Annotated in this window: 18 protein-coding genes; 11 read left to right on the plus strand and 7 right to left on the minus strand. The window is 71.5% G+C overall.

Annotation, left to right across the window (positions count from 1 at the left end):
- Positions 1-3 precede the first annotated feature (3 nt).
- Together KCH48_RS16740 and KCH48_RS16745 are read right to left on the minus strand one after the other, a co-directional pair.
- Positions 4-849: a siderophore-interacting protein gene (locus tag KCH48_RS16740; RefSeq protein ID WP_210574902.1), complete on the minus strand. Its 846-nt coding sequence runs from the start codon at positions 847-849 to the stop codon at positions 4-6.
- A 126-nt stretch (positions 850-975) separates the two neighbouring features.
- On the minus strand, positions 976-1,893 hold the full coding sequence (locus tag KCH48_RS16745) for a 5'-3' exonuclease (RefSeq protein ID WP_246885438.1): 918 nt from the start codon (positions 1,891-1,893) through the stop codon (positions 976-978).
- A 228-nt stretch (positions 1,894-2,121) separates the two neighbouring features.
- Here KCH48_RS16745 and KCH48_RS16750 point away from each other — a divergent pair, with 228 nt between their 5' ends.
- From KCH48_RS16750 to KCH48_RS16765, 4 genes are all read left to right on the plus strand, one after another.
- Entirely contained in the window at positions 2,122-3,210 is a 1,089-nt protein-coding gene (locus KCH48_RS16750; RefSeq protein ID WP_210574903.1) for a glycine betaine/L-proline ABC transporter ATP-binding protein, read from the plus strand.
- On the plus strand, positions 3,203-5,815 hold the full coding sequence (locus KCH48_RS16755; protein WP_210574904.1) for an ABC transporter permease/substrate binding protein: 2,613 nt from the start codon (positions 3,203-3,205) through the stop codon (positions 5,813-5,815). Before KCH48_RS16750 ends, KCH48_RS16755 begins: the two co-directional genes overlap by 8 nt.
- A 353-nt stretch (positions 5,816-6,168) precedes the next feature.
- Entirely contained in the window at positions 6,169-6,735 is a 567-nt protein-coding gene (locus KCH48_RS16760; protein ID WP_210574906.1) for a helix-turn-helix domain-containing protein, read from the plus strand.
- Positions 6,732-7,451, plus strand: coding sequence for a helical backbone metal receptor (locus KCH48_RS16765; RefSeq protein ID WP_210574908.1), 720 nt, complete (start codon positions 6,732-6,734; stop codon positions 7,449-7,451). Before KCH48_RS16760 ends, KCH48_RS16765 begins: the two co-directional genes overlap by 4 nt.
- Here the strand turns inward: KCH48_RS16765 and KCH48_RS16770 are convergent.
- The gene (locus KCH48_RS16770) at positions 7,378-8,544 is read right to left on the minus strand and encodes a TDT family transporter (protein ID WP_210574910.1); all 1,167 of its coding nucleotides are present in this window, start codon (positions 8,542-8,544) and stop codon (positions 7,378-7,380) included. The genes KCH48_RS16765 and KCH48_RS16770 overlap by 74 nt on opposite strands.
- A 70-nt stretch (positions 8,545-8,614) precedes the next feature.
- Here KCH48_RS16770 and KCH48_RS16775 point away from each other — a divergent pair, with 70 nt between their 5' ends.
- Complete coding sequence (locus KCH48_RS16775) at positions 8,615-9,541, plus strand: LysR family transcriptional regulator (RefSeq protein WP_210574912.1); 927 nt, start codon at positions 8,615-8,617, stop codon at positions 9,539-9,541.
- Between the two features lie 164 nt (positions 9,542-9,705).
- Here KCH48_RS16775 and KCH48_RS16780 read toward each other — a convergent pair whose 3' ends face one another.
- Positions 9,706-10,392 carry a gamma-glutamyl-gamma-aminobutyrate hydrolase family protein gene (locus tag KCH48_RS16780; RefSeq protein ID WP_210574913.1) on the minus strand — a complete coding sequence of 229 codons (687 nt, stop codon included), beginning with the start codon at positions 10,390-10,392 and terminating at the stop codon, positions 9,706-9,708.
- A 73-nt stretch (positions 10,393-10,465) separates the two neighbouring features.
- Positions 10,466-11,203: a FadR/GntR family transcriptional regulator gene (locus tag KCH48_RS16785; RefSeq protein ID WP_210574914.1), complete on the minus strand. Its 738-nt coding sequence runs from the start codon at positions 11,201-11,203 to the stop codon at positions 10,466-10,468.
- Between the two features lie 98 nt (positions 11,204-11,301).
- Here KCH48_RS16785 and KCH48_RS16790 point away from each other — a divergent pair, with 98 nt between their 5' ends.
- Genes KCH48_RS16790 through KCH48_RS16805 form a run of 4 tightly spaced genes read left to right on the plus strand, consistent with a single transcriptional unit; the run spans position 11,302 to position 15,774 of the window.
- Positions 11,302-12,666 carry a glutamine synthetase family protein gene (locus KCH48_RS16790; protein ID WP_210574915.1) on the plus strand — a complete coding sequence of 455 codons (1,365 nt, stop codon included), beginning with the start codon at positions 11,302-11,304 and terminating at the stop codon, positions 12,664-12,666.
- A gap of 8 nt (positions 12,667-12,674) precedes the next feature.
- Positions 12,675-14,048, plus strand: coding sequence for an aldehyde dehydrogenase (locus KCH48_RS16795; protein WP_210574916.1), 1,374 nt, complete (start codon positions 12,675-12,677; stop codon positions 14,046-14,048).
- Positions 14,045-14,827 (plus strand): 3-oxoacyl-ACP reductase, encoded by a 783-nt coding sequence (locus tag KCH48_RS16800; RefSeq protein WP_210574917.1) that lies wholly within the window; start codon positions 14,045-14,047, stop codon positions 14,825-14,827. Before KCH48_RS16795 ends, KCH48_RS16800 begins: the two co-directional genes overlap by 4 nt.
- A gap of 29 nt (positions 14,828-14,856) precedes the next feature.
- Entirely contained in the window at positions 14,857-15,774 is a 918-nt protein-coding gene (locus tag KCH48_RS16805) for a DUF2510 domain-containing protein (protein WP_210575050.1), read from the plus strand.
- Positions 15,775-15,802: 28 nt separating this feature from the next.
- Here KCH48_RS16805 and KCH48_RS16810 read toward each other — a convergent pair whose 3' ends face one another.
- A complete protein-coding gene (locus tag KCH48_RS16810) occupies positions 15,803-17,005 on the minus strand; it encodes an amino acid deaminase/aldolase (protein ID WP_210574919.1) in 1,203 nt (400 codons plus the stop codon).
- 1,408 nt (positions 17,006-18,413) lie between these two features.
- On the opposite strand from KCH48_RS16810, the gene KCH48_RS16815 reads away from it, so the two are divergent.
- Both KCH48_RS16815 and mycP read left to right on the plus strand, forming a co-directional pair.
- Positions 18,414-19,145, plus strand: coding sequence for a hypothetical protein (locus KCH48_RS16815; RefSeq protein ID WP_307840894.1), 732 nt, complete (start codon positions 18,414-18,416; stop codon positions 19,143-19,145).
- Entirely contained in the window at positions 19,142-20,302 is a 1,161-nt protein-coding gene (mycP, locus tag KCH48_RS16820; protein WP_210574920.1) for a type VII secretion-associated serine protease mycosin, read from the plus strand. Before KCH48_RS16815 ends, mycP begins: the two co-directional genes overlap by 4 nt.
- A gap of 87 nt (positions 20,303-20,389) precedes the next feature.
- Here the strand turns inward: mycP and KCH48_RS16825 are convergent, their stop codons facing one another.
- Positions 20,390-21,334 carry a serine hydrolase gene (locus KCH48_RS16825; protein ID WP_210574921.1) on the minus strand — a complete coding sequence of 315 codons (945 nt, stop codon included), beginning with the start codon at positions 21,332-21,334 and terminating at the stop codon, positions 20,390-20,392.
- Between the last annotated feature and the right edge of the window lie 148 nt (positions 21,335-21,482).

Genomic DNA, 21,482 nt, shown 5'->3' on the forward strand with positions numbered 1-21,482 from the left:
TTGTCACGCGGCCGGCGCCGCACCCTCCTGCTCCGCCTCGATGCGCGCGTTCCACTCCCGCTTGGCCGCCTGCCAGCCGTCCTCGTTGTGACCGAGCCGCCAGTAGCCGGAGATCGAAAGGTCCTCGCGCGGGATCTGCCGCTCGACCCGCAGCAGGGCGCGCAGTTCCTTCACGAAGGCCGCCTCGCCGTGCACGAACGCGCACACCCGGCCCTCCGGGAACTCCAGCGCCCGTACGGCCTCCACCAGCGCCTCGCCGATGGGCCGGTCCCCGCGGTGCAGCCAGACGATCTCCACGTCGGAGTCGACCTTCTGCTCCTCCTCGGGGCCGGAGACCTCGACGAAGGCGAAAGTCCTGGCGCCGGCGGGCAGTTCCTCCAGGGAGCGGGCGATGGCAGGCAGCGCGCTCTCGTCACCGGCGAGCAGATGCCAGTCGGCGCCCGGGTCGGGCGCGTAGGCGCCACCAGGACCCATGAACCGGACGGTCTCACCGGGCTGCACCCGCATCGCCCAGGGCCCGGCCAGCCCCTCGTCGCCGTGGATGACGAAGTCCAGCGTCAGCTCGCGGTGCTCCGCGTCCCAGTGCCGCACGGTGTACGTCCGCGTCACCGGCCACTGCTCGCGGGGGAACTCGGCCCGGATCCGCTCCAGGTCGAAGGGCTCCGGGTAGGTCGCGCCGCCGGTCGGGAACAGGAGTTTCACATAGTGGTCGGTGCAGGTGTCCGCCGCGAAGTCGGAGAGCCCGTCGCCGCCGAGTACGACCCGCTGCATATGGGGGGTCAGCCGTTCGGTACGCACGACCTGTGCGGCGTGGGGCTTCCGCGGCTGGCGGGCCGGACGTTCTGCCATGACGGCCTCCCTGTTCCCTTAGCTTAGGTTTACCTAAGTTAGCACTTCCCCCCAGTTAACACCTCGCGCGTGAATAATTCTTGGGTGCTTCACGCCGATATGGCACGCATCACACGACGGTGCCTGTCAGGTATCGAGTGTCGTCAACAGCCGCTTCAGCGATCCACCCAGACCCCAGCGCGTCGCGAGCTTCTCCAGCGCCGCCGGGTCGCGCGGCGTCTTCGGCAGGGTCGTGTCCACGTCCGGCAACGGGACGTCGTCCGCGACCTTCACGACCGTCGGCGCCACCGCGACGTACGGCCGCGACTCGTCGAGCCGTTTGCGCTGGGACGGGGTGAGCTTCGCCTTCGGGTCGTCGACCGCGGCCATGATCCCGGCCAGGTCCCCGAACTCGGTGAGGAGCTTGGCCGCCGTCTTCTCGCCGATGCCGGGCACGCCGGGCAGGCCGTCGCTCGGGTCCCCGCGCAGCGTCGCCAGATCCGCGTACCCCCTCCCGTCGACGCCATACTTCTCGCGCAGCCACGCCTCGTCGGTGAGCTGGAGAGAGGCGACGCCCTTGATGGGATACAGCACCCGCACCCCGCGCGCGTCGTCCACCAGCTGGTACAGGTCGCGGTCGCCGGTGACGATGTCGACCGGGCCGGTGGCGCGGGCGGTGAACGTGCCGATCACGTCGTCCGCCTCGTACCCCTTGACGCCCACGCGCGCGATGCCCAGCGCGTCCAGGACGTCCTCGATGACCGGCACCTGTGGCGAGAGCGTGTCGGGCACGACCTCCTCGTCGGGGCCGACCTCACGCTCCTCTGCCACCCGGTGGGCCTTGTACGAGGGGATCAGGTCGACCCGCCACTGCGGGCGCCAGTCGGCGTCCATGCAGGCCACCAGAGCGTCCGGTCGGTGGTCCTTCACGAGTCGGTCGATGAACTCCAGCAGTCCGCGCACGGCGTTCACCGGCGTGCCGTCCGGAGCCTTCACCGAGTCCGGGACGCCGAAATAGGCGCGGAAATAGAGCGAGGCGGTGTCGAGGAGCATCAGTCGTCCCATCACGGCTCGCCATCATGCCGTACCCCACCGACAATCACCCGGATGCATCACCCGTATGCCCAGCTCATTGCGCTCACGGCGCGTAGGTAAAGGCCTTGTGAACTGGACCACTGGGGCGTTTGACCTGCCAAGGCAAGGGCAGGCGCCGCCTCGGAGCGAAGCCGGTTGCGCATTTCAACTTTTTGCGCCGACGCCGCCCCTTCATGGCCCCCGAGCAGAGAGAAACGCGTGTCATCAACCCTTGAGGCAGAGCATCTGTACAAGGTGTTCGGCAGACGACCGGACGAAGCAGTCGACCGGCTCCGGCAAGGCGCCGACCGGGACGAACTGCGGGCCGACGGCACCACCGCCGCCGTGATCGACGCGTCCTTCACCGTGGAACCCGGACAGATATTCGTTGTGATGGGCCTGTCGGGTTCCGGCAAGTCCACGTTGCTGCGCATGCTCAACGGGCTCCTGGAGCCGACTGCGGGACAGGTCCGGTTCGACGGACAGGACCTGACCGCTCTCGGCGCCCGGGAACTGCGTGAGGTCCGCGCGAAGAAGATCAGCATGGTGTTCCAGCACTTCGCGCTGTTCCCGCACCGCAGTGTCCTGGAGAACGCCGGCTACGGCCTCGCCGTCCAGGGAGTGCCGCGCGCCGAGCGGGAGAAGCGCGCCACCGAGGCGCTGGAGATGTGCGGCCTGGCCGGCTGGGAGAAGTCCTGGCCCGACGAGCTGTCCGGCGGTATGCAGCAGCGTGTGGGCCTGGCCCGCGCCCTGGCCACGGACGCCGATCTGCTGCTGATGGACGAGTCGTTCAGCGCGCTCGACCCGCTTATCCGCCGCGATATGCAGGACCAGCTCCTGACGCTCCAGCAGCGCCTGAAGAAGACCATCGTCTTCATCACCCACGACCTCAACGAGGCCATGCGCCTGGGCGACCGCATCGCCGTCATGCGCGACGGCAGCATCGTCCAGATCGGCACGGCCGAGGACATCCTCGTGCGCCCCGCCGACGACTACGTCGCCTCCTTCACCAAGGACGTCGACCGCTCCCGCGTGCTGACCGCGTCTTCCGTCATGGACACGGAGCTGCGCGGCGACGAGGCCGACTGCCAGTGCGCGACGGCAACCCCCGAGACCCCGTTCGCCGAACTCTGCGCGATCAGCGCCCGGCTCTCCCACCCCGTCGCCGTGCTCGACAAAAAGGGCAAGCTGGTCGGCGTCGTACCGCGGCAGCGGCTCGTCGGCTTCCTCGGTGACGAGAGCGGGGCCCCAACGCCGTGCGACTCCCCGCGCGACAAGGGCGGAGAGAAGGTGATGGCCGGTGCCTAGGATCGAGTTCGGCTCCTGGGTCAACGACGCCGTCGACTGGCTCACCACCCACCTGGGATGGCTCTTCGACTTCCTCGAAGAAGTCTTCCGCGGCGCCTACGAGGGCGTCGACTCCGTACTGCAGGCGCCCGAGCCGCTGCTCCTTGCGGGCATCTTCGCGGTGATCGCCTTCTGGCTGCGCGGCGCGCTCGCCGGCGTCCTCACCTTCGCGGGATTCGCCTTCATCATCTCCCTGGAGTTGTGGGAGAACGCGATGATGACGCTGTCGCTCGTCTTCGTCGCCACCGTCATCGCGCTCGTCCTCTCGGTGCCCGTGGGCATCTGGGCGGCCCGCTCGAACCGGGTCAGCGCGGTCGTACGGCCCGCTCTGGACCTGATGCAGACGCTGCCGGCGATGGTCTACCTCATCCCGGCGATCCTCTTCTTCGGCAGCGGCGCCGCCGCGGGCATCGTCGCCACCCTGATCTTCGCGCTCGCCCCCGGCGTCCGCATGACCGAGCTGGGGCTCCGCCAGGTCGACAAGGAACTGGTCGAGGCCGCCGAGGCGTTCGGCACCACCCCGCGCGACACCCTGATGCGGGTCCAGTTCCCGCTGGCGCTGCCCACCGTCATGGCCGGCGTCAACCAGGTGATCATGCTCGGCCTGTCCATGGCCGCGATCGCCGGCATGGTCGGCGCCGACGGCCTGGGCGGTGACGTGAACGAGGCGATCGGCCAGCTCAACGTCGGCCTGGGCGCCGAAGCGGGCATCGCCATCGTGATCCTCGCGATCTACCTCGACCGCATGACCAGCGCGCTGGGCACCCAGGTCTCGCCGCTCGGCCGCCGGGCCGCCGCCCGGCTGCGTGCCGCGCAGGGCCTGAAGATCTGGTCGTACCGTCCCCGCCCGGCCGTCGCCATGGTCGGCGTCGTCGTCCTCGCGCTCGTCGCGGGCGGCATGGGCGTCTTCGGCGGCGGCGACAAGTCCGAACCGGTCGCCTCCAGCACCAACGTCGGCCAGGGCAAGAAGCTCAGCATCGGCTACATCCCCTGGGACGAGGGCGTCGCCTCCACCTACCTCTGGAAGGAGGTGCTGGAGCAGCGCGGCTACGAGGTGGAGACCAAGCAGTTCGAGGCCGGACCGCTCTACACCTCGCTCGCCCAGGGCGACATCGACTTCCAGACCGACTCCTGGCTGCCGGTCACGCACGAGCAGTACTGGAAGAAGTACGGCAAGCAGCTCGAAGACCTGGGCTCCTGGTACGGCCCCACCTCCCTCGAGCTGAGCGTGCCCGCCTACATGAAGGGCGTCGACTCCCTCGACGACCTCAAGGGCAAGGCCGCGGAGTTCGGCGGCAAGATCACCGGCATCGAGTCCAGCGCCGGCATGATGGGCCTGCTCAAGAGCAAGGTCCTCAAGGAGTACGGCCTCGACAAGGAGTACAAGGTCGTCGACAGCTCCACGCCAGCGATGCTGGCCCAGCTCAAGCGCGCCTACGACAAGCAGGAACCGATCGTCGTCACGCTCTGGTCGCCGCACTGGGCGTACAGCGACTACAAGCTGAAGAAGCTCAAGGACCCGAAGGGCGCCTGGGGCTCGGGCGACGGCGTGCACACCCTCGCGCGCAAGGGCTTCACCCAGGAGAACCCGGTCGTCGGCCAGTGGCTGAAGAACTTCAAGCTGACCGAGGAACAGCTCACCAGCCTGGAGTCGGAGATCAACAAGGCCGGCCAGGGCAAGCAGCAGCAGGCCGTACGCACCTGGCTGAAGTCCAACCCGGGTGTCGTCGACAAGATGGCCCCGGTGCAGAGCACCGCGAGCCCGGCCGAGGCGAAGCGTCCCCTGGACGTGGCCTGGTTCCCCTGGGACGAGGACATCGCCGTCACGTACCTGTGGAAGAACGTCCTGGAGCGGCGCGGCTACAAGCTGAACCTCAAGCAGATGGACGTCGGCCCGGTCTACACCGGCCTGGCCTCCGGCGACCTCGATCTCAACTTCGACGCGTGGCTGCCGTACGCCCAGGCCCAGTACTGGGACAAGAGCAAGGACAAACTCCACGACCTGGGCACCTGGTACGAGCCGACGTCACTGGAAGTCTCCGTCCCCTCGTACGTGAAGGGCATCGACTCCCTTGAAGACCTCAAGGGCAAGGCCGACACCTTCGACGGGAAGATCATCGGCATCGAGCCGGGCACCGGCGAGATGAACCTCCTGAAGACGAAGGTCCTGCCCGGGTACGGCCTCGACAAGGAGTACGACGTCGTCGACGGCTCCACGCCCGCGATGCTGGCCGAGCTCAAGCGGGCCTACGCCAAGCAGGAGCCGATCGCCGTCGTCCTGTGGTCGCCGCACTGGGCGTACAGCGAGTACAAGCTGACCAAGCTCGCCGACCCGGAGAAGTACTTCGGCGAGGGCAACACCATCCGCACCATCTCCAACAAGGACTTCCCCGAGCGGTACCCGCAGCTCACGAAGTGGATCAAGAACTTCAAGATGAGCGAGGACGAGCTCGGCACCCTGGAGCAGGAGATCAAGGACCGCGGACAGGGCCACGAGGAGGAGGCTGTCGCCGCCTGGCTCAAGGAGCACCCGGACATGGTGGACCGGATGACTCCGGCCGCCTAGCCGCGGACTCGAACCCGGCGCGCGCCCCGGCACCTGACGGACCGGGGCGCGCGCCGTTCTCTGTCTGTCTCCCCCCGGGCCCGGGAACACCCGGGGCCGCGCGCGCATTGAACTGCACAGCACCGCACTCTTCGCCCCTAAGGAGGAATCCGCGCCCGGAGAATCCGCAGAGCTGATCTACTGGCGAGAACTGTCGGGTCGCCTGGCACTCTGTGTGTCGGTGATGTGACAGGCGCATGAAACGGTTTGCCGAACATGCGTAGGGTGCAGAGAACTCATCAGAAGGAGTGCGCCCGGATGGCGGTGCACCGGCAGCGGACCGACGAGCCAGGGCGAAGGAGGGAGCCGGAGCTATGGGCGACCACAAAGAACAACCGCTTCGCGTGGGCGCGGCCGTACGGCGGCGGCGCCGGGCGCTGGACCTCACGCTCGCCGTCGTGGCCGAGCGCAGCGGACTGTCGGTCCCGTTCCTGAGCCAGGTCGAGAACGACCGCGCGCGCCCCAGCAGGAGCTCCCTGGAGAAGGTGGCCGACGCCCTGCGCACCACCGCCGTGGAACTCCTCGCCGCCGCCGACCCGGCGTGCAGCGTCGACGTCGTCCGCGCGGAGTGCGAACCGGGCCCGGAACCCAGCACGCGTTCCCTGGTGCGCGGTCACCACCAGATGCACGCCTCCGAGTTCACCGGCGACCATGACGCCGGCCGCGAATTCCAGTACCGCAATGACCAGTTGATGTACGTGGCAGACGGAGCGGTGGAGATCGAGGCGGAGGGCCGCGCCTACCGCCTGGGCCGTGGCGACACCTTGTACCTCACCGGCGGGGTGCGGCACCGCTGGCGTGCCACCGAGCCGGACACCCGGGTGGTCGTCGTCGCCGTGGCCGAGCACATCGAGGCGGTCCGGGACCGGCCGCGCCGGTGAGGGTCGTCTCCCTCGTCCCGTCGCTCACCGAGGCCGTGGCCCTGACACTGCCGGGGACCCTCGTCGGTGCCACGGACTGGTGCACCCGTCCGGCGGACCTGGACGTGCCCCGCGTCGGCGGCACCAAGAACCCGGCGATCGGCCGGATCACCGCGCTCCGTCCCGACCTGGTCGTGGCCAACGAGGAGGAGAACCAGGCACCGGACCTCCAGGCCCTGCGCTCCAGCGGCATCGCCGTCCTGGTCACCGAGGTGCGGAGCGTGCCGCAGGCCTTCAGCGAACTGGACCGGATGCTGACCGCCTGCGGTGCGAAGAGCCGCCCGCGCTGGCTGGACGAGGCGGAGACGGCCTGGTCCGCACTCCCGGCCCCGCAGACCCGCACGACGGCGGTCGTCCCCATCTGGCGCCGCCCCTGGATGGTCCTGGGCCGGGACACCTTCGCGGGCGACGTACTGTCCCGTCTCGGCGTGGACAACCTGTACGCGACCCACCCCGAGCGCTATCCCCGCATCCCGGTGGCCGAACTGTGCGCGGCGGCCCCCGACTTGGTGGTGCTTCCGGACGAGCCGTACCGCTTCACGCCGGACGACGGCCCGGAGGCATTCCCGGACCTGCCCTGCGCACTGGTCGACGGACGCCACCTCACCTGGTACGGCCCGTCGCTGACCGAGGCCCCACGCGTGCTGGCCGAGGCCCTGCGAGCAGCGCACCGCTGACCAGCCCGCGCGCCGTACACACGGCGGCCGTGCCCCAGGCGACGACAAGGACGACGTACAAGCCAATCGCAAGCCACTCGAAGGCGACGAGCCCCGTGCGCCGCGACAGCGCCTCCGCGCCGGTGACACACGTGCCGACCGGAAAGGTGAACGCCCACCAGGTCATCGCGAACCTCATCCCGTCCCGCCGGGCACGCACCACACAGGCGGCGGCGAAGACCAGCCAGAGCAGGGCGAAGCCCATCACCGGCACGCCGTACACAACCTCGAGGATCCCGAACCCGTCGCTGTACGGGGCGGGCACGACCCCGGGGGCCACGTCCGCGAAGTGGCCGACGGCGGTGGTGGACTGCCCGAGCGGCCCCAGCACGAGAAAGAGCGTGGGCGTGAGCGCGAGCGGCAATGGCCCCCCGCTGATCAGCCGCCCGAAGACCAGCGGCAGCATGAGCAGCGTCCCGAGAAGACTGACCCCGAACAACCCGACGCAGCCGAGCAGCAGCGCCTCCTGAGCCTGCCCCGCCGGCAGATACGGCACGAGGAGCGGCCCGAGCGCGGCGGACACCATGGGCGCGACGACGGGCAACAGCCATACGGGCGTGGCCTGATGCGGCTCCACCCGATGTCGTACGGCCATCAGGTACGGCACGGCGACAGCAGCCGCGAGCCCCACCACCGTCCCGGCGGTGAACAGCACGGCATCGAGCGCGACCGCCGCGTCCGTCCCGATCCAGTCCCGTCCGACGGTGAGGGCACCGCCGCCGACGGCCAGCAGGGCCATGGCGAGGCAGCCGTAGAAGGGCGCGACGGCGGGGTCGAGGAGATGGGCGCGGGCCTGATCGCGGTGGTGAACCCAGTGGAGGGCGCGGGCGCAGAGCAGGACGGCGAGCAGGAGAAAGGAGAAGACCCAGACGGCGGCGCAGAGGGTACGCAGGCCAGGGATGCCGGAGAGGGGAGCGGGCAGGGCGGCGCCGGCGGTGGCGACGATGGCGGTGCCCATGACGGTGGCGTACCAGTTGGGTCCGAGGTGACGGACGGCCGGGACGCGCGGGGGCCGTGCGGTGGCACGGGGGAGGGGCTGGACAGCGGTGACCATGCTGTCACCGTGCCGCCGCGGACGGCCGCCGACCAGAGAGCACGCACCTATGAGGGCATAAACTGACCTTATGAGCAGCGTCACGGAAGAACCCCACCGCCCTCCGGCCCTCCTCGCCCACCGCGTGCCGGACCTGGGAGCCCTGGAGCTGCTGCTGGCGGTCGCACGGCTCGGCAGCCTGGGCGGGGCGGCCCGCGAAATGGGCATCACCCAGCCCGCGGCGAGCAGCCGGATCCGCTCGATGGAACGCCAGCTGGGCGTGGCGCTGGTGGACCGCTCCCCACGCGGCTCCCGCTTGACCGACGCCGGCGCACTGGTGACGGACTGGGCACGCAGAATCGTCGAGGCGGCCGAGGCCTTCGACGCGGGCGCCCAGGCACTGCGCGACCGAAGGGACTCCCGCCTCAGGGTCGCGGCGAGCATGACGATCGCCGAATACCTGCTGCCGGGCTGGCTCCTGGCCCTGCGCGCCGCCCGCCCAGACACGGCAGTATCCCTCCACGCGGGCAACTCCGCAGCGGTGGCACAACGCCTGCTCTCTGACGAAGCCGACCTGGGCTTCGTAGAGGGCCTGTCCGTCCCGACCGGCCTCGACTCGGTGGTCATAGCCCACGACCACCTGATCGTCGTCACGGCTCCGGGCCACCCCTGGGCCCGCCGCCGAAGCCCCCTGGCGGCGACCGAACTGGCGGCAACCCCCCTCATCCTCCGCGAGAAGGGCTCCGGCACCCGCCAGGTCCTCGACGCGGCCCTCGGCGGCCTCGCCAGACCCCTGATCGAACTCTCCTCCACCACGGCGGTAAAGGCAGCAGCGGTAAGCGGCGCGGGCCCGGCGGTCCTCAGCGAGCTGGCGGTAGGCGAGGAACTGTCGATGCGCCGCCTGGTACGCGTCCCCCTGGAGAAGGTCTCCCTCGCAAGAGACCTCCGAGCAGTCTGGCCAACGGGCCACCGCCCAACGGGCCCGGCGAGGGACTTGCTGTCGCTGACGAGGGGGTAGGCAAAACTAGCCCCTCCGGCGTTTGAGGAGCGGGGGTCCGGGGGCTGGCCCCCGAACGGGGCCCAGGGGCGGAGCCCCGGTGGGGTCGAAGGGGCGAAGCCCCTGGGGGATGGGACGGGTAGGGGCGGCGGGGGCGAAAAACCAGAGCGAGGGCCCCTGGGGGCTCAACCCCCCGCCGCCCGCACCAACGCCCCCATGACCCGCAGATCCCCCCCCATCTCCGGATGCCACTGCACCCCCAGCACCCACCCCCCAGCAGGCAGTTCCACCGCCTCCACAGTCCCGTCCCCCGCATGCGCCGACACCACAAGCCCGTCCCCCAGCCGATCCACGGCCTGATGGTGATACGTCGGCACAGCCGTCTCCTCCGGCACGACACCCGCGTACAACGTCCCCGGCACAGGCTTCACCGAGTGCCGCCCGAAGACACCCACCACCTCCGCATGCCCGTCGAGATGCTGAACGAGCGTGCCACCAAGGGCGACGTTCAGCAGCTGCATCCCCCGGCAGATGCCCAGCAACGGCACGCGGTCCCGCAAGGCGGCCTCGATCAGCGCCAGTTCCCACGCGTCCCGCGCCCGCGCCGGCGGCCCGGTCCGGGCGTCGCGCTCGGCGCCGTAGCGAACCGGCTCGACATCCGGCCCACCCGCGATCACCAGCCCGTCCAGCCGCGCCACGGCCGCCGCGGCCAGCGAAGGCTCGTCCGGCGGAAGCATCACGGCCAGCCCGCCCGCCGCCTGCACGAGCCGCGGATACCCGGCGGGCAGCAGCGCGGCCTCCAGTTCCCAGACACCCCAGCGGGCCCCGGCCTCCAGATACGTACTGATGCCGATCAACGGCCTGCCGGTCATACGTCCTCCCGCTCCCTTCAATGGATCGCGCTCACACCATTGCCGTAATCATCCTCCGACCGCAAGCCCGCCCTCAGGTCAGGAACCCCCGCAACAGCGCCGCCGTCCCCCCGCAGTGCTCCCGCATCATCTCCCGCGCCCCGTCCGCGTCCCCGTCCAGCACCGCCTCGACGATCGCGATGTGCTGCCGCTGGGAGTGCTCGAGGTTGCGGACGAGGAGCGGGATGCAGTCCAGCAGGTCGTTCACCGTGGCCCGGACCGCCGCGTACTGCGCGGTCAGCGACGGTGAGCCACACAGCTCGGCCAGGGTGAGGTGGAGCAGGGTGTCCAGCCGGCGGTAGTCGGACAGCGGAGCGTCCTGCGTGCGGGCGAGGGCCTCGCGCAGCCGGGCTGTCTGCTCGTCGGTGAGGCCGTGCGCGGCGCACAGGCCGGCCGCGCCGACCTCCAGCACCTCACGGAAACGCAGCATGTCCTCGATGTCGACCTCGGCGACCCGTCGCCGCAGCTCGTCCTCGCCGCCGCCGTCCTTGCGCGGCAGCACGAACGTCCCGCCGTACCGCCCGCGGCGTGACTCGACGAGCCCCTGGTCCTGAAGCACCTTGAGCACCTCGCGCAGGGTGACCCGGCTGATGCCGAGCCGCTCCGCCAGCTCCCGCTCGGCGGGCAGCCGCTCGCCGCCGGGCACCAGGCCGAGGCGGACGACCTGGAGGATCTGCTCCAGCGCCTCCTCGAAGCCGTTGCCCGCGCGCACCGGCCGCAGCACCGGAGTCAGCCCGTCCTGCTGAGTGGTGCCGTCGGGATCGACCGACATATGGCCGTGCCCCCTTCCCAAGCAATGGTTCTCCGCAATACCTTATGGCTCTCGGCTGGCTGAAACCAGCGCGCAGAAGCCCGAAGGAGGCCCTTCCCGTGGCAGACCGCACACCCCCGCTCGGCGTCGAGGAGCTGCACGCCCTCGTCGCGGGCGGTGAGATCGACACTGTCGTCCTGGCCTTCCCCGATATGCAAGGGCGGCTCCAGGGCAAGCGGTTCGCCGCCCGCTTCTTCCTCGACGAGGTCCTCCACCACGGCACCGAGGGCTGCAACTACCTCCTCGCCGTCGACACCGAGATGAACACGGTCGACGGCTACGCCATGTCGTCCTGGGACCGCGGCTACGGCGACTTCGCCATGCACCCCGACCTGAGCACCCTGCGCCGCGTCCCCTGGAACGAGGGCACGGCCATGGTGATCGCCGACCTCGCCTGGACCGACGGCTCCCCGGTCGTCGCCGCCCCGCGCCAGATACTGCGCCGCCAGCTGGAGCGCCTCGCCGAACTCGGCCTCACCGCCCAGGTCGGCACGGAGCTGGAGTTCATCGTCTTCAAGGACACCTACGAGCAGGCCTGGGACGCGCACTACCGGGGGCTCACCCCGGCGAACCAGTACAACATCGACTACTCCGTCCTCGGCACCGGCCGCATCGAGCCCCTGCTCCGCCGCATCCGCAACGAGATGGCGGCCGCCGGCCTCACCGTCGAGTCCGCCAAGGGCGAGTGCAACCCCGGCCAGCACGAGATCGCCTTCCGCTACGACGAGGCCCTGGTCACCTGCGACCAGCACGCCGTCTACAAGACCGGCGCCAAGGAGATCGCCTCGCAGGAGGGCATGTCCCTGACCTTCATGGCCAAGTACAACGAGCGCGAGGGCAACTCCTGCCACATCCACCTCTCGCTCGCGGACACGGCCGGGAACAACGTGATGCCGGGCGAGGGGCCCGGCGGCATGTCCGAGGTGATGCGCCAATTCCTCGCCGGACAGCTGGCCGCCCTGCGCGACTTCTCCCTCCTGTACGCCCCCAACATCAACTCGTACAAGCGCTTCCAGCCCGGCTCCTTCGCCCCCACCGCCGTCGCCTGGGGCTACGACAACCGCACCTGCTCCCTCCGAGTCGTCGGCCACGGCCGCTCGATGCGGTTCGAGAACCGGCTGCCCGGCGGCGACGTCAACCCGCACCTCGCGGTGGCCGGGCTGGTCGCGGCCGGGCTGTACGGCGTCGAGCAGAAGCTGGAGCTGCCCGAGCCCTGCCCCGGCAACGCCTACACCGCCGACTTCGAGCACGTATCCACCACCCTGCGCGAAGCCGCCGAGCTGTGGGAGAACAGCCCGATCGCCAAGGCGGCCTTCGGCGACGAGGTCGTCGCGCACTACCGCAACATGGCGCGCGTCGAGCTGGACGCCTTCGACGCCGCGGTCACCGACTGGGAGCTGCGCCGCTCCTTCGAACGTCTGTGAGGCCCTTCTTGTCCGCCGAGCACGAACTCGAAGTACTGAACCCCGCGACCGAGGAGGTCGTCGCCACCGTCCCCGCCGCCGACGCGGCCGACGTGGACCGTGCCGTCGCCCGCGCGGCCGTAGCCCAGCGGTCCTGGGCGGCCGCCGCCCCCGCCGACCGGGCCCGGCTGCTGCGCCGCTTCGCCGACGTCGTCGACACGCACATCGAGGAGCTGGCCCAGCTCGAGGTCCGCGAGGCGGGCCACCTCCTCGGCAACGCCCGCTGGGAAGCCGGCAACGCCCGCGACCTGCTGCTGTACGCGGCCGGCGGCGCCGAACGACTCCTCGGCAAGCAGATCCCCGTACCGGGCGGCTGGAACGTCACCTTCCAGGAACCCCTCGGCGTGGTCGGTGTCATCGCACCCTGGAACTTCCCGATGCCCATCGCCGCCTGGGGCTCCTTCCCGGCCCTCGCCGCGGGCAACGCCGTCGTCCTCAAACCGGCCGAGACCACCCCGCTCACAGCGCTGCGCCTGGCCGAACTCGCCCTGGAGGCAGGCCTGCCCGAGGGGCTGTTCCAGGCCCTCCCCGGATACGGCCACATCGCGGGCCGCGCCCTCGTCGACCACCCCGACGTGGCGAAGATCGTGTTCACCGGCTCCACCCGCACCGGCCGCGAAGTCATGGAGCGCTGCGCCCGCCTGGTCAAGCCCGTCACCCTCGAACTCGGCGGCAAGAGCCCCAACATCGTCTTCGCCGACGCCGACCTGAAGCGCGCGATCGACCCCTTCTCCTTCCTCGACAACAGCGGCCAGGACTGCTGCGCCCGCACCCGGATCCTGGTCCAGGAGTCCGTCTACGACGAGGTCCGCGACCTGCTCGCCGACGCGCTGTCCACGGTGGTCGTGGGCGACCCCGCCGACGAGCAGACCCAGATGGGCCCGCTGATCAGCCGTCAACAGCTGGACCGCGTACGGTCGTTCGTCCCCGAGGGCGCCCCCGCCCTGCGCGGCAGCGCACCCGACGGCCCCGGCTTCTGGTTCGCGCCGACCGTCCTGACCGGCGAGCGGCACGACTCCGCGGCGGCCTGCGAGGAGATCTTCGGCCCGGTCGCCGTCCTGCTGCCCTTCACCGACGAGCAGGACGCGGTCCGCCTCGCCAACGACACCCCGTACGGCCTCGCCGGTTCCCTCTGGACCCGCGACCTGGGCCGCGCCCTGCGCGTCTCGCAGGCCGTCCGGGCGGGCAACCTGTCCGTCAACTCCCACTCCGCGGTCCGCTACTGGACCCCCTTCGGCGGCTTCAAGCAGTCCGGCGTCGGCCGTGAGCTGGGCCCGGACGCCCTGGCCGCCTTCACGGAAACCAAGAATGTCTTCATCAGCACGGAAGGCTCCGCACAGTGACCGAAGAGAATGTGTGCCGCCGACTGGTCGGCCGTACCGCCGTCATCACCGGAGCCGGCAGCGGCATCGGCCTCGCCACCGCCCGCCGCCTCGCCTCCGAGGGCGCGCACGTGGTCTGCGGCGACGTGGACGAACAGCGCGGCAAGGCGGCCGCCGAGGAGGTCGGCGGAATCTTCGTGAAGGTCGACGTCACCGACCCCGAGCAGGTCGAGGCGCTGTTCAAGACGGCGTACGACACCTACGGCAGTGTCGACATCGCCTTCAACAACGCGGGCATCTCGCCGCCCGACGACGACTCCATCCTGGAGACCGGCCTGGACGCCTGGAAGCGCGTCCAGGAGGTCAACCTCACCTCCGTCTACCTGTGTTGCAAGTCGGCCATCCCGTACATGCGGCGCCAGGGCAAGGGGTCGATCATCAACACGGCGTCCTTCGTGGCCCGGATGGGCGCGGCCACGTCGCAGATCTCGTACACGGCGTCCAAGGGTGGCGTCCTGGCCATGTCCCGCGAACTCGGCGTGCAGTTCGCCCGCGAGGGCATCCGCGTCAACGCGCTGTGCCCCGGACCGGTCAACACCCCGCTTCTACAGGAGCTGTTCGCCAAGGACCCGGAGCGGGCGGCACGCCGGCTCGTCCACATCCCCCTCGGCCGGTTCGCCGAGGCCGACGAGATCGCCGCCGCGGTCGCCTTCCTGGCCAGCGACGACTCCTCCTTCGTGAACGCCACCGACTTCCTCGTCGACGGCGGAATCTCGGGGGCGTACGTCACGCCGCTGTAGGCCTCGCCCTACAGTGCCGGGATATGAGCATGACGCCCCCGCCCGGCTGGTACCGGGACCCGTCCGGCCCGCACCTGGAGCGCTGGTGGGACGGAACGGCCTGGACCGAGCACCGGCGCCCGCCCGAGATCCCCGCGCCGCCGGTGCCGGTCGTGCCGTCCCCCGACGGGGCCTCCGGACGCGCCAAGGCCATCGCCGTCACCAGCGCGGCCGTCGTCCTCGTCGTCGCGATCGTCACCGGCGCGGTCGTCCTCGGCCGGGACGACGGCGGCGGTGGCGCGGACCCGATCGCCGACCCGACGATCGCGACGCCCACCGCCGAGGCACCGACCAGCCAGACTCCGTCCCCGTCGACGAGCGAGCCGTCCGCCGACGACCCCGCCGTGGTCGTCGACCAACTCAACGGCCTCACCCTGCCGTTGATCGACGGCTGGGTCCGCCCCCAGTACGTCGCCGATCCCGACGTCCTGATGACCACCGACGGCACCTACGAGTGCCCGGCCGACGCCGGAGTCTGCCGCCACGGCGTCGTCATCTCCCGCACGGTCACCGGCACCGACGAGAAGTCCCCCGAAGCCCTGGCCAAGGGGGACATCGAGGATGCGGCCGGTGACGCCTACGACCGCGACCGCATCGGACGGCACCCCTTCGGCGGCATCGAGTCACACAAGCTCGTCGGCTCCGGGCAGGTCGCGGTGGCGGGCCGCGCCGGGTACTACGTGCGCTGGCAGGTCAGCACGGCCAAGGGGCCCGGCGGTTACGTCCAGTCGCTGGCCTTCCCGGGCGGCGTCGGCCCGGAGTCCCGGGTCATCGTCCGCTATGTGTTCGACGCGGGCGCGGACGGGCCGCCGCTGTCCGACATGGACCGGATCACCAAGGGAATCAAGGTGACCGGGGACGAGGACGGCGGCGGAGGGGCCGGCAGCAGCATCGGCCCGAGGGGCTGACGAGCTGCACGAAGGGCTACATGACGGGCTATAGGAACGTCAGCCCCTCGCCGCGATACGTCGGTACGGTCGCCGTCACCGCGTCCCCCTCGATCAGCTGCAGCGCGTCGAACCGCTCGCACAGCTCACCGGCCTTGGCATGCCGGAACCACACCTTGTCGCCGATCAGCAGATCGTCGGCGGGCGGCCCGAGCAGCGGCGTCTGGACCTCGCCGGGCCCCTCCTGCGGGTCGTAGCGCAGCCCCTCCGGCAGATACGGCACGGGCAGCCGGTCGAGCCCGGCCGCACCGGACGCCGGATACCCGCCGCCGAGGACGGTCACGACCCCGACGCCTGGCCGGCGCACCACGGGCTGGGCGAACAGCGCGGCCGGACGCCCGCTGAACGAGGTGTAGTTGTCGAACAGCCGCGGCACATACAGCCCCGACCCGGCCGCGATCTCCGTGACGGCGTCCTCGGCGGCGGTGTGCTGCACACTGCCGGTCCCGCCGCCGTTGACGTACTCCAGATCGGGCGCCACGGCCCGCACCGCCCGCACCACCTCGGCCCGCCGCTCGGCGAGTTCACGGCGGGCGGTGGCCTGCATCAGCCGGACGGCACGCGAGCGCAGCGGCCGCCCGGCGATCGCGTCACCGACGCCGGCGATGTGCCCCTCGTAGGCCATGATCCCCACGAGCTTGAAGCCGGGGCGGCGGGCCACCGTGCGGGCCATGTCGGCGACTTGGGCGGGGGAGTGCAGCGGAGAGCGCAGCGCCCCGATCCGCACGCGCCCGCCGAGCAGCTTCAGGGACGTGTCCAACTCCAGGCAGACCCGCACCACTTCACGCCCGCCGTCTCTGGACGCGTCGATGAGCGCGAGCTGCGCCGGGTCGTCGACCATCACGGTCACCGCGGAGGCGAGCTTGGGATCACCGGCCAGCTCGGCGAATCCGGCGCGGTCCGCCGACGGGTAGGCCAGCAGGATGTCGTCGAAGCCGGACCGTGCCAGCCACAGGGACTCGGCGAGGGTGAAGGACATGATGCCCGCGAAGCCGTCCCTGGCGAGGGCGCGTTCGAGCAGGGCCCGGCAGCGTAGGGACTTGCTGGCGACCCGGATGGGCTTTCCGCCCGCTCGGCGGACCAAATCCTCCGCGTTGGCGTCGAAGGCATCCAGGTCCACGATCGCGAGAGGGGCGTCGAGATGGGCGGTGGCCCGGTCGTATCGGGCCCGGTCGGGGGCGCGCGCAGTCATGAACGAAGCCTGCCAGACTGGATTACCGCAGGGTAGGGGGACGTTCCGGGCAGATGCCCCGGCGTCGTGGACCGGTTCCCGTTCGACCGGGGGCAACCCGTAGAGTTGCGCGCACGCACGCAGGAACGACTCCGGCCCGCGGAAGGCCCGGGCACGAGGAAACGGGGGGTGCATGAGCACGGAAGCGAGGCACGCCTCCGTACCCCCACGCCCACCTCAGCCGCCCACGGTTCCCTCGGATTACGACCACCCGGGGACCGGCGGGCAGTCATCCCCTGAGCAGCCGATGAACGGTACGTCTGCAGAGGCGCCGGCCAACGGCACGTCTGCAGAGGCGCCGGTCTCGCCGACGCACGGCGCACCGCGCGGACGCGGCGCATCCGCCCCCGCCAGCACCGAGCCCCACCTCACCGACCTGCGCGGCCCGTCCCACCAGGACTCCGACCCCACCACTCCACCGCCCCCACCGAGTGCCTCCGCCCGCTTCCCGGACACCCCACCCCCCACCGCCCACCCGACAGACCCGGAGCCCTCCGCACCGCAACGGTCGGCACAGCAACCGCGGACGCCCCATCCGGGCGTACCGGCACCGAACGCCGAGCCCACGCACCGACCCAGCGGATCTGCGGCGCCTGCCGAGCCTGCGCACCGTCCGGGTGCACCCGCGGCTCCCGCACAGCCCGCGCACCGGCCGGGCGTACGGTCGCCGAATGCCGAGCCCGCGCACCGTCCGAGTGGATCCGGGGGGCCTGCCGAGCCCGCGCACCGCCCGGGTGCCCCCGCGGCTCCCGCACAGCCCCCGCGTCGTCCGGCCGCCCAACCCCCCGCGCCCGCAGAGGCGCTGACGCGTCCCGTCGCGCAACCGTTGCCTGCCGAGACGTCGCGGCGCCCGGGTGCACCCGAGACTCCCGCCGCGCCGCCGCGCCATTCGGCCGCCGCGCCCCCGGCCCCCGCCGAGTCCCCGCGGCGTCCCGGCGCCCAACCGCTGCCTCCCGAGGCCCCTCGGCACCCCGACGTGCCTCCGGCGCCTGCTGACAGCTTGCGGCGGTCGGTTGTGCGACCGCGGCCTTCCGAGCCCCCGCGGCGTCGCGACGTAGCCCCGGCGCCCGCTGAGGCCCCGCGGCCTCCGGTGGCGCCCCCCATGCCTGCCACCGAGACCGTTTCCGAGCGGACCACGCGTCTGCGGCCGGTGCCGGCGGGTCCGGGGTCCGCTGGGGAGTCCGGTCGGAGCGGTGTGCCGCCGCGGCCCGACGCGCCGCCGGTGGCTGGGTGGGGCTTCTCGCCCGACCCGGCGTTCTCCTGGGGCGCGCCGGCGGGGCGGCCGTTCGTGTCGTTGGGGGAGCCGGAGGGATATGACGACCGGGCGCGGCCGCGTCCGCTGGGGGGCCGGGTGCGGAATCGTACCGTCGTGGCGGCAGCCTGCCTCGTGCTCGGGCTCGGGCTGATCGGCGGTGCCGTGACCGGGAGTTGGCTCCTCACCGACGGAGGCGAGGGCGGCACGGGCGGCGCGTTCGCCGCGGCCGGAGGCCTGTGGCACAGCGTGCCGGTCGATCAGCTGTTCCCGCCCAGCGTCGAAGGCCAGGGCGCCGGACCCGGCGGAGCCGACCGCACCTGGACCCGCGTAGCCGTCGCCCCGGACACCGGCTGCGCCGACGCCTTCGACCCGCTGCTGCGTAAGGCCCTCGCCCCGGTCGGCTGCCAACGCCTCCTGCGCGCCACCTACACAGACGCGACCCAGAGCTACGTCACCACTGTCGGCCTGCTCTTCACCAAGGGCGACTCCGCCGCCATGGCCGCCCTGCGCACCCGGTTCAAGAACGAGAGCCTGGACAGCCGTACCGACCTGATGCCCCGCCCGTACGCCGCGAAGAACACCGTCGCCGCGGGGTTCGGCAGCGAGCAGCGCGCCTCGTGGACCGTCTCCGTCCTCACCGACGCCCCGGTCGTCGTCTACGCCGTCTCCGGCTGGGCCGACGGCCGCACCGTCGACGAACCCGATCCCGCCGCCAAAGCCATGGCATCCGGCGCCACCACGGCCGTCGCCCAGGCAGGCCTGGGCCAGGAGGCGCGAGGCCTCGCCGACCGCGTCGAACGGGCGCTGCGCAAAACCGTCGACTCGGCCACGGAGCAGCCGTCATGACCGCAACCCGCCGCGTCGGCATCGTCAGCGTCCTGCTCGCCGCCTCTGTCGCCCTCGTGCCGCCCACCGCCGCCCACGCCGACGGCATACGCGCCCAGCAGTGGGCCCTGGAGGCCATGCACACCGACGAGGCCTGGCAGACCACCAAGGGCGCGGGCGTGACCGTCGCCGTCCTGGACACCGGCGTCGAGTCCGACCACCCCGACCTCGCCGGCAACATCCTCCAAGGCAAGGACATGATCGGCTTCGGCGCCGACCGGGGCGACCGCGCCTGGGCCCGCCACGGCACCGCCATGGCCGGCATCATCGCCGGTCACGGCCATGGCGCGGGCAACGGCGACGGCGTCATGGGCATCGCCCCCGAGGCCAAGATCCTCCCCGTCCGCGTGATCCTCGAAGACGGCGACTCCGCCCGCGCCAAGGCCCGCAACACCCGCGGCAACGCCCTCGCCGAAGGCATCCGCTGGGCCGCCGACCACGGCGCCGACGTCATCAATCTCTCCCTCGGCGACGACTCCAAGTCCGCCCACCCCGAACCCGCCGAGGACGAGGCAGTCCAGTACGCCCTCAGGAAGGGCTCCGTCGTCGTCGCCTCCGCCGGCAACGGCGGTGACAAGGGCGACCACATCTCCTACCCGGCCGCCTACCCGGGCGTGATCGCCGTGACCGCCGTCGACCGCTACGGCACCCGCGCCGCCTTCTCCACCCGCCGCTGGTACGCCACGGTCAGCGCCCCCGGCGTCGACATCGTCATCGCCGACCCCGACCGCAAGTACTACGAGGGATGGGGTACGAGCGCCGCCGCGGCCTTCGTCTCCGGCGCCGTCGCCCTCGTCAAGGCGGCCCACCCGGGACTGACCCCGGCCCAGATCAAGAAGCTGCTGGAAGACACCGCCCGCAACGCCCCGGCGAACGGCCGCGACGACTCCCGCGGCTACGGCCTCGTCGACCCGGCCGCCGCGATCAAGGCCGCCGACCGCCTCGAACCGCAGCGGCTGCGCGCGGCGGCCTACGGGGACAAGTACTTCGGCTCGGGCCCCGATGCCGCCGAGGCCGAGGACACGACGTCGAGTTGGGCCGCCCCGCTGGCGGGCAGCTTCGGCGGGGTGCTGCTGGTCGTCGCGGTGGTGGTGTGGCGCGGGCGTCGGTACGACTAGCTCCGCTGGTGGTGCCGCGATGTGCCGTCTTTCGTCTGCGGCGCCGTCGTGGCTGGTCGCGCAGTTCCCCGCGCCCCTACGGGGCGCTCAGGAAATCACCGAGATCGCGGTCCTTGCCGCCTCCTCGACCAGTGAAATCCCCTTCGCCTGTGTCGAGTTGCCGTCGGACAGCACCGCCACCAGGCACCCGTGGCCGTCGACGGTGATCCGCCCGATGCTGTTGATGTCCCACAGTCCGGTGGCGGTGCGCGGCAGCCAGCCGTTCTTCAGTGCCCAGGTCGAGCCGTCGGCCGCTGCCGAGACGCCCCACTGCTGCCCGGCGGCTATCCGAGCCATCAGCCCCTGGATGTACGACCGCGAGGCCTCGGTCAGTTCCGAGTTCTTCTCCCCGAACACCTGTTGGAGCAGCACGAGTTGATCTGTTGCCGTGGTCTGCGTCAGCCCCCACAGCATGTTGTCGCCGCCCTCGGTGTCGGTGAGCCCGAGACGCTCGTTCGCGGCGTCGAGCCCGGCCGCCTTCCCGATGGTGCGCCACAGGGCCGACGCGGAGGCGTTGTCGCTGTGCTCGATCATCGCCGTGGCGTACGACTTCTCCGCCGCGGTCAGCGCGCGCCCCGCGTCCTGCGCCTGGAGCAGCAGCGACGCCAGGATGTCCACCTTGACGATGCTCGCGGTGTCGAAGAGACCGTCCCCGTACGAGGCGCTCGTGCCGGACGCCAGGTCCAGCACCGCCACCGACACCTCGGCACCGTCCTCGACGGTCACCGACTCCATCGCCTCGGCCAGCAGCTCGTCGTGGTCCACCACCGGCTGCGCCACCGCTTCCACTGATGCCATCGGTGCCTCCCCGCTCGCCGAGGCCGACGGCGACGCGGAGACCGACGATACGGCCCCCGCACCGGAGTGCGCCTGCGCCGTCACGTACGCGGTCCCCCCTGCCGTACCGCCCACGACGGCGACCGCGGCGAGGGCGGCGTACACCAGCGTGCGGCGGCGGGACGGAGCACGGTGGGCGGCGCTGGAAGACTCCATGGCCGCGATGGTCGGCCAGCCGGCTGTGCTCTCTGTTAGACGGATGTTAGATGTCTGTCAGGGATGTCTGAGAAAACGCTGAAGGCGTCACGGCCGGGTTTCCGGGGCCGCACAACCGCAGCAGCATCCCCCCGGTAGGGTCGGTGAC

Source organism: Streptomyces sp. GESEQ-4 (genome assembly GCF_017948455.1).
Taxonomy (GTDB): domain Bacteria; phylum Actinomycetota; class Actinomycetes; order Streptomycetales; family Streptomycetaceae; genus Streptomyces.

Excerpts from the sequence above, each read along its gene's own strand:
- KCH48_RS16805 (WP_210575050.1), top strand. The coding sequence starts at position 14,857 with ATGACGCCCCCGCCCGGCTGGTACCGGGACCCGTCCGGCCCGCACCTG.
- KCH48_RS16810 (WP_210574919.1), bottom strand. The coding sequence starts at position 17,005 with ATGACTGCGCGCGCCCCCGACCGGGCCCGATACGACCGGGCCACCGCC.
- KCH48_RS16780 (WP_210574913.1), bottom strand. The coding sequence starts at position 10,392 with ATGACCGGCAGGCCGTTGATCGGCATCAGTACGTATCTGGAGGCCGGG.
- KCH48_RS16740 (WP_210574902.1), bottom strand. The coding sequence starts at position 849 with ATGGCAGAACGTCCGGCCCGCCAGCCGCGGAAGCCCCACGCCGCACAG.
- KCH48_RS16785 (WP_210574914.1), bottom strand. The coding sequence starts at position 11,203 with ATGTCGGTCGATCCCGACGGCACCACTCAGCAGGACGGGCTGACTCCG.
- mycP (WP_210574920.1), top strand. The coding sequence starts at position 19,142 with ATGACCGCAACCCGCCGCGTCGGCATCGTCAGCGTCCTGCTCGCCGCC.
- KCH48_RS16760 (WP_210574906.1), top strand. The coding sequence starts at position 6,169 with ATGGGCGACCACAAAGAACAACCGCTTCGCGTGGGCGCGGCCGTACGG.
- KCH48_RS16775 (WP_210574912.1), top strand. The coding sequence starts at position 8,615 with ATGAGCAGCGTCACGGAAGAACCCCACCGCCCTCCGGCCCTCCTCGCC.
- KCH48_RS16745 (WP_246885438.1), bottom strand. The coding sequence starts at position 1,893 with ATGGGACGACTGATGCTCCTCGACACCGCCTCGCTCTATTTCCGCGCC.
- KCH48_RS16825 (WP_210574921.1), bottom strand. The coding sequence starts at position 21,334 with ATGGAGTCTTCCAGCGCCGCCCACCGTGCTCCGTCCCGCCGCCGCACG.
- KCH48_RS16770 (WP_210574910.1), bottom strand. The coding sequence starts at position 8,544 with ATGGTCACCGCTGTCCAGCCCCTCCCCCGTGCCACCGCACGGCCCCCG.